Below are 7,692 nucleotides of genomic sequence, written 5' to 3' on the forward strand. Positions count from 1 at the left end.
CCGGTCAGAAGTCCTTGCTCACCTTGATCCCGATCAGCCGCGGCCGGACGACATTGTCGTAAAAGACGCCGCCCGTGTTGCTGATCCCGTCGGGATCGCCGCAGATCGATTCGCCGCACTGAACCGCGCTGTTGATGACGCCGTTGCTGTTGAACAAATTGGTCGCAAAGGCCTCGGCGCTCCACCCTTCGCCTTTGACCCCGATGCTGAGGTCGGCGGTGGTATAGGCGCCGAAATTGCCGACGATGTCATTCTCGAATGGCCGCAGGTCCGACCGGCGTTTGCCGACATGGTTGACCGCGAACTGGACGTGCGCGTCCATATCGCCGATCGGCCATTCGTAGCGCGCGACGGCATTGCCCTTGAACTTGGCGGTGACGGGCAGGCGCGAACCGGCGGGCGCCAGCAAGGCATTGGCCGCGCCGTCGCTGCCGGGCAGCGTGCAGTCGAAGCTGTCATTGGCGATGCGGCAGAAATCGCGGCGGATCGTCGCATCATTGTAACTGCCGCCAAGGCTGAGCGTGAAACCGCCCTGGCGGACGTTCAAATCCGCCTCGATCCCGCGAATGCGCGCGATGCCCGCGTTGCGGATTTCGGTGAGGCCATTGGCGCCGAGGAAGGACAGCTGGATATTGTTCCAATCCTCCTGATAGACGGCGCCGTTGAAGCGCACCGGGCCAAAGCTGGTCTTCCACCCCAATTCATAATTGTCGAGCGTGTCGGGGCCATAGGGCGGCAAGGTGCCGCGACGGTTGATGCCGCCGGGGCGAAAACCGCGCGACCAGGTGGCGTAAACCAGCACGTCGTCGGTGACCTTGTAGGTCAGGTTGAGCTTGTGGATGAAATCGGTGTCGCTCGTGCTCTTGTCGAGATTGGTGCACGGCGTTCCCGAAATGATCGGCCCGGTGAAGCAGGCGGCTTCGCCGGTGCGGCTTGAATAGCCGGCCGAATAGCCGAAGAAGCCGACCAGGCTGTTGTCGAACTTGTACACGCGTCCGCCGCCGGTCAGCGTCAGCTTGTCGGTGATGTCGAAACTGATCTCGCCGAACGCCGCATAGTCGCGGTCGATACGCAGCTGTTTGGTCAGCCAGATATTGCTGTCGGTTCCGGTGACGGTGATCGAATCGGCGATATTGTCGATGATGTAATTCTGTTCGATATTGTGCGACTGGCGCTGCCAGAACAGTCCGCCGATAAAGCGGATGCGCGCGTCGGCGGGCGATGCGATGCGGACTTCGGCAAAACTGCGCTTATAGCGGTCAATGCCCTGGATATACTGGTTCGGGCTGACGAGGTCGCCGTCATTATCGTAGAAATAGACGCCATAGCCATAGAGCGCGTCATAGAAATAGGCATAGTCCGAATAGTCGCTTTCGACCGTCGTTTTGCGCCGCAAATGACCACCGGTAACGGTCAGATCCCAGCTGCCGATCTTGCCTTCGATCGTCAGCGCAGCCTGGATCCATTTGTCCTTGCTATATTCCGGGTTGTACTGGACCGTCTGCAGCTTGCGCGTCACCGCGGTCGAGCGTTCCTGCGCAAAGCTGCCATTGGCTTCCTGCACCTGTCCCATCAGCGTCGGGCGGATCGTCCAGTCGTCGTCGAGGTCGATCCCCAGCGCAAGGCGCGCGCCATAGGTGTCGACGTCGTTATAGTCCTTTTCGACGAGCGCCGCATTGTCCTGCGTGATGCCGCTGCTGGGATAGGTCCGGCTGCCCGCGATATTGTCGATATAGCCCGCATCGTGACGATACCAGCCGACGAGGCGCAGCGCCGCGCGCTCGCCGAGGGAGGCGTTGACGAAGCCTTCGGCGACGCCGCCGATGCCGCCGCGCGTCACGCTGTTGAGTTCAAGCCCCACCGAACCATAGGTGCCGCTGGTGTCGGGCTGGTTGGTGACCAGCTTGATCGTGCCCGCCATCGAACTGGCGCCATAAAGCGTGCCCTGCGGCCCCGCGAGCGCCTCGACGCGCGCGAGGTCATAGGCATGGATGTCCAGCGCGCCCTGGATCGTCGTGATCGGCATTTCGTCCAGATAGGTGCCGACGGTCGGCAGCGACGCCGAATGGTTGGCATTCTCGCCCGACGCGACGCCGCGGAAATAGACCTGGCTGAACCCCGGCGCGAGCGTCTGGATCGTCACCGACGGCAGGAATTTGACGACGTCCTGAAACTCCTTGACCTGCAACTCGCCGAGCCGCTCGTTGCCGATCGCGGTGATCGCCAGCGGCACGTCCTGCAGATTTTCTTCGCGCTTCGACGCGGTGACGACGATGTCATTATCGTCCTCCACCGTCGCCTGCTGCGCCAGCGCCGTGCCCGACGTGGCGAGGATCGTGCCGCCCAGCAGCATCGCGCTGCTCCGCACCAGCACTTTCGACATATTCCGCATGAAACCCCCCTCGATGGCATCGATATGACAGAAGAATGACGCAGCGCAGCACAAGCGCAAGCCTAGTTCGTCGGTGCGCCCGGCCATTGGTCGAAAATGTCGCCAGATGTTGCCCAAAGGCAACTAATTCAGCTCGCGGTGCCTCCATAGGCATCCGGAACCGCCGGATAGGCGCCCAGAACCGGCCCCAGCGCGTCCACCAACGGCCCCAGCCACTCGGCATAAGGCCGCCACTGATCGACCCCGTCGCGGTTGATCGGGCGCCGCACCTGTTCGCTCGATGCCGTCCGCACCGCGCGCGCATTGGCGTGGAAGTCCATGCAGCCCTCCTCGAACGGCCGGCCCAGGAAAGCGAGCATCGCGCGCACCTCGGTTTCAGGGTCGTCGAGCAAGGTTTCGTGGATGACGCGGTGGACGCGCCCCGGCTGCACCGCGTCGAGATGCGCCATCAACCGCACATAGTCGCGATAATAGGCGCCCATGTCGGACAGGCGATAGCTGAACGCCTGCCCCTTCGCGAAATGCTGGCGAAAGTTGGACCAGCAGCAATCGAGCGGGTGGCGCCGCGCGTCGATGATCCTTGCATTGGGCAGGATCAGCCGGATCAGCGGGGCATAGAGCCAGTTGTTCGGCAGCTTGTCGATATAGAGCGGCTTGGCGGTCTTGCGCTGCACCGCGGTGCGGCGAAGAAAGGCGGCGCCCATTTCGGCGAGCTTGCCGGGCGATGCCTCGGCCAGCGCGGCGACCCAGTGGCGCCCCTCGCCCTTCGCTTCGCGGCCAAGACCGAGCGCGATCGCGGGAAGGTCGGGCAGTTCCATCGTCCCTTCGATCGCCGAATGGCTCGCCAAAATCTGTTCGATCAGCGTCGATCCGGCGCGCGGCATCCCCAGGATGAATACCGGATCGCCGCTGGGGTCGCCCTGTCCGGCGCGTTCGGCAAAGAAGGCGGCCGTGCATGTCGCGATCGCCGCGTCGACGATCGCCGTCGTTTCGGCGGCGTCATAGCCGAGCTGGTCCGCGCGGATCGCATTGCCGGCGGCATAATGGCGAAAGGCCGCTGCATATTCGCCCGCATCGTCATAAGCCTTGCCCAGCGCGAAATGCAGATGCAGCCGATCGTCGTCGCGTGCCGCCCCGCCCCGATCGGCGGCGGCGAGCGCTGCTTCCATCGCCTGCCGGTCGGCTTCGTCGAACCGGATCGTCTTCAGGTTGGCGAGGCTCCACCAGATTTCGCCCAGTCCCGGCTCGGCGTCGAGGCCGCGGCGATAGGCAGCGATGCTGTCGTCCTGCCGTCCCACGGTCTTGAGCATATGGCCATAGCTCATCCACAGCTTGGCGTGGCCGGGGAAACGCTCGACCAGCTGGGCATAGAGCGCGATCGCTTCGTCATAACCGCCGATCCGGCCGAGCGCGGCGGCCTTGAGGTTCGCGTGCGCGGGATTGTCGGGGTCGCCCGCCAGCACCGCGTCGAGCGTCTCGACCGCCTCGGCATAGCGGTTCTGCTTGTAGAGCACGGTGGCAAGATTGGCGCGCGCCGCGCCGAACGCGGGCGCCAGTTCGAGCGCGCGTGTCAGCAGCTTTTCGGCGTCGCCATAGCGGCCGATCCGTCCCGCGACCTCGGCGAGCATCCGGATCGCCGCGACGTCGGTCGGATCTTCCTTCAGCCGCGCGCGCAGCGCCGCCTCGGCTTCGGGCAGGCGGTTCTCGGCAAGCGCCAGCGCCGCGGCGATCATCGCCGCGTCGTGCACTGCCGCGCCAACCGCCGCGAGCGCGGCGTCGGCGGCTTCGTCCGCGCGGCCCAGCCGGCGCAGCGCTTCGGCCGCGATGCGGTGCGCCGCCGCCGATGTCGGAACCGCCGCGACGATCGCGCGCGCCTGTTCGAGCGCCGCGCCGGGCTGGCCGTTCAGCAGCCGGCGGGCGTTGGCGAGCGCCTCATCGTGGGTGATCGTCGCCAATGCCGCGCCTCAGCTCGCCGCCCGCGCCTTGCCGATCGCCTGTCGCAGCACGTCATAACCGACCTGCCCTTGCAGCAGCTGGTCGCCGACGATCCATGTCGGAGTGGCGTTGAGCTGGAGCTGCGACGCGATCGCCATATTGCTGTCGATCTCGCGCTGGAACAGCGCCTCGTTCGCGGTCGCGTCGGCGCTGCCGTCGGTGACGACGCCCGCGCGCGCCGCCGCCGCCGCAATCGCATCGGGATCGAGCGAGCTTGCCGCGAACATCGCGTGGTGAAAGGCGTCATATTTGCCCTGTCGCGCCGCGGCGAGCGCCATGATCGCGGCGTCGCGGCTCTGCGGCGCGATGATCGGCAATTCGCGGAACACGACCTTCAGGCGCTTGTCCTCGCGGATCAGCCGGTCGACGTCGGGCACGCTCGCGCGGCAGAAGCCGCAGGCATAGTCGGTAAAGACCACCAGCGTCACGTCGCCGTCGGCATTGCCCGCCCACGCCCCGGCATAGGGCTTTTCGAGCGCCGGGCGCACCGCGTCGATGGCCTTGGCGATTTCGCGCCCGCGCTGCGCTTGCAGCGCTTCTGGGATGATCTGCGGGTTCGCCTTGATATAGTCGGCGACGACGGTTTCGACCTCGCTCTTGCTGAGCCCGCCGCCCAAGCGCCCACCGAGCCAGAAAGCCGTCGCAAGCAGCAGGATGCCGCCCCCGGCCAGCGCCCACCGGTGCATCGAACCGCGCTCCATATCCGTCCCCTTCCACGTCGGCAGCCGCCCCGCCGACACGGTCGTGTCGCCCGCTGGCCTCGTCTTCGACGCCTTGACCAGCGGCGAGCGATCATCGCCGTCCGGGGGGCCTGCTGTCGCCTTGGGTTCGGGTTTCGCGATCACGGGAATTGCGGCATCACCTGCAAAAAGCGGCAGGTCGGGCGCGGCGGGCGCCTTTGCTTGGGCCGCGGTCGCTTCGCGCGCGAGCAATTGTTCGAGCCCCGAAGGCGGCGGCGGCGACTCCGCGCGCGGCGCGGGGCGCAGCTTTTCGCTGCCCGCCTTGGCGATGTCCGCCACTCCGGCCTTTGCCTTGTCGGCGACCTCGCCCACCCCGCGTCCGGCTTTGCTCGACAGCGTCCGCACTTTGTCGCCGAGCGCCATTTTCGCCCATGCGTCGCCGCTCGCCTTCGTCGCGGCACGGCCCACGCGGGCCGATCCGCGCCCCGCCGCCCGCGCGGCGCGCATGGCGGCCGCCGCCGTCCTGCGCGCAAACGCGTCGGCGCGCCGCGGGATTTCCATGGCTTCGACCCGCGCCGGAATATCGGCGCGCTCGCCGACGCGAATCGTCCAGTCGGCAAAGGTTTCGGCGCCGCGTCGAATCCGCATCCAAAGCCTTGTCGCGCCCGCCCCGATCGCTTCGGGATTCGCCAGCGGCGCGCGGCGCGGCGTCTCGGCCTTGTCATAGCGCGTCAGATCGATGCCGAGCGGCGGTTCGTCCTTGGGCTTGGCAAGCCCCTCGCCGTGCAGCGGCGCGCTCGCACCCGGCTTCGGCGCGGGGTCGCGCAGCCAAGGCTGGTAATAATCGTCTTTTCTGTCCGTCACTTGTCGCCCTTGCGCATCGATTTGGCGATGCGGTCCCCCGCTGGTTCGTGCGAGTCTAACGCCGTTTCCGCTCGCGTTCCACCTCGGCGCGAGCGACCAGCGAAATATCCTGTGCGCGGATCCAGTCGGGCGATCCCTGGGGCAGACCCTGCATCGCCAGTTCGGCATTACGCAGCGCCAGCGTTGGCTGTCTACCCTCCAGGTTATAGCGTTCTGCCGAGGCGAGCGCGGCGCGCGCCTGATCGCCCTTGTTCGCATAGACGATGCCCAGCTGATACCAGGCAAAGGGGTTGCGGTTGTCGAGCGCGACCGCGGTTTTCAACACCTTTTCGGCCTCGGCATAATGGGCGGGGTCTTCGGTCGCGATCAATGCATGGCCGAGCGTCGCGGCGATCAGCGGTTGCGCGCGCGACCTGGCCACCGCCTTGCGCAGCGCGGGAATCGCCTCATCGGGGCGCCCCGATTCGAGCAGGATCTGGCCTTCGAGTTCGAGGAAATAGGGATCGTCGGGATCGGTGGCGAGCAATCTCTCGACCTCGGCCAGCGCCTTTTGCGGATAGGCGCTCTTGTGCCAGGCATAGGCGCGCGCATAGCGTGCCGGGATGCTGCCGTCGCTTTCGGGGAACTTGCGCAGCGTCCGTTCGGGTTCGGTCATATAGCCTGACAGCTTGGCCTTGACGCGCTGGAACCGCTTTTCGATCGCGGGGTCGGCCGGCTTGTCCCACGCCGGGTCGATGACATAGACTTCACGCAGCGTCTGGATGCGGTCGCCCGACATCGGATGCGTCCGGCCATAGGCCTGATCGTCGTCCTGCTTGATGCCATAGCGAAACTCCAGATTCTGAAGCTTCTTGAAAAAGGCCAGGCTGCCGCGCCCGCTGATCCCCGCCTTCGACAGATATTGCGCGCCCGCCGCGTCGGCGGTCGATTCCTGCACGCGGCTGAAGGCGAGGAACTTGCCGAGCGCCGCCTGTTGCCCCGCCATCATGATACCCATGCCGGCCTCGCCGCCGCCCGCGGCAATCGCCGCGGCACCGAGCAGCAGGCTGAGCAGCGAAATGCTCGTCGCGGCGCTTGCGCCGTCGTTGATGCGGATCGCGTGGCCGCCCATCACATGCCCCAGTTCGTGCGCCAGCACGCCCTGCACCTCTTCGGCGCTGTCGGCGGCCTCGATCAGCCCGCTGAAGACATAAATGTCCTGACTTCCCGCGACGAAGGCGTTGATGCTGCGGTCGCCGAGCAGGTGGACGCGGACCTGCCCCGGCTGGAGCCCCGCCGCGACGAGCAGCGGGTCCATCATGTCCTGGAACAGCGCCTCGGTCTCGGCATCGCGCAGGATCGATTGAGCGGCCGCGGGGCGCGCCGCGACGGCGATCATCGCAAGCAGCGTGAGCAGGATATGGAAAAGGGAGCGCAAGCCATGCGCCCCCGACGCGGGCTGCGGCGGGAAAGCGGTCATCGCCGCCCTTCTTGCGCCGCGCGCCTGAACGCCGAGTGAAGCCATGGGGGCTTATTGGGGGTCAGTGCGCGCGGGCGCAAGCTCGTCGTGCGATTTTTGCGATGGGTTCTGACCCCAAAGCATGATCATCTTTGGCTGAACAGGCTGTGCGCTCCGGCGAAGGCGGGAGCCATCGCCGGTCGGCGCCATTTTGAACCCGCGCAAGATGTGTCCCCGCCTTCGCGGGGACACATGGCATTTATTCAGCGTCGGGATCTGTAATTGCAGAGCTAGGCGGTGCGATCCCTCGAGGGTTTCACGGA

4 protein-coding genes are annotated in these 7,692 nt (G+C 66.2%); all 4 read right to left on the reverse strand.

The genetic code is table 11. From position 1 onward, the window contains the following. Positions 1–4 precede the first annotated feature (4 nt). Positions 5–2,392, reverse strand: coding sequence for a TonB-dependent receptor (locus HUW43_RS00535; protein WP_188235644.1), 2,388 nt, complete (start codon positions 2,390–2,392; stop codon positions 5–7). Positions 2,393–2,520: 128 nt separating this feature from the next. Then, positions 2,521–4,347, reverse strand: a complete 1,827-nt coding sequence (locus HUW43_RS00540; RefSeq protein WP_188235645.1) for a tetratricopeptide repeat-containing sulfotransferase family protein — start codon at positions 4,345–4,347, stop codon at positions 2,521–2,523. Positions 4,348–4,356: 9 nt separating this feature from the next. Continuing rightward, a complete protein-coding gene (locus HUW43_RS00545) occupies positions 4,357–5,931 on the reverse strand; it encodes a thioredoxin domain-containing protein (protein WP_188235646.1) in 1,575 nt (524 codons plus the stop codon). A gap of 55 nt (positions 5,932–5,986) precedes the next feature. Then, positions 5,987–7,390 (reverse strand): M48 family metalloprotease, encoded by a 1,404-nt coding sequence (locus tag HUW43_RS00550; protein WP_188235648.1) that lies wholly within the window; start codon positions 7,388–7,390, stop codon positions 5,987–5,989. Between the last annotated feature and the right edge of the window lie 302 nt (positions 7,391–7,692).

Origin of the sequence: Sphingopyxis sp. LK2115, from assembly GCF_014595975.1 — a bacterium.
Taxonomy (GTDB): Bacteria; Pseudomonadota; Alphaproteobacteria; order Sphingomonadales; family Sphingomonadaceae; genus Sphingopyxis.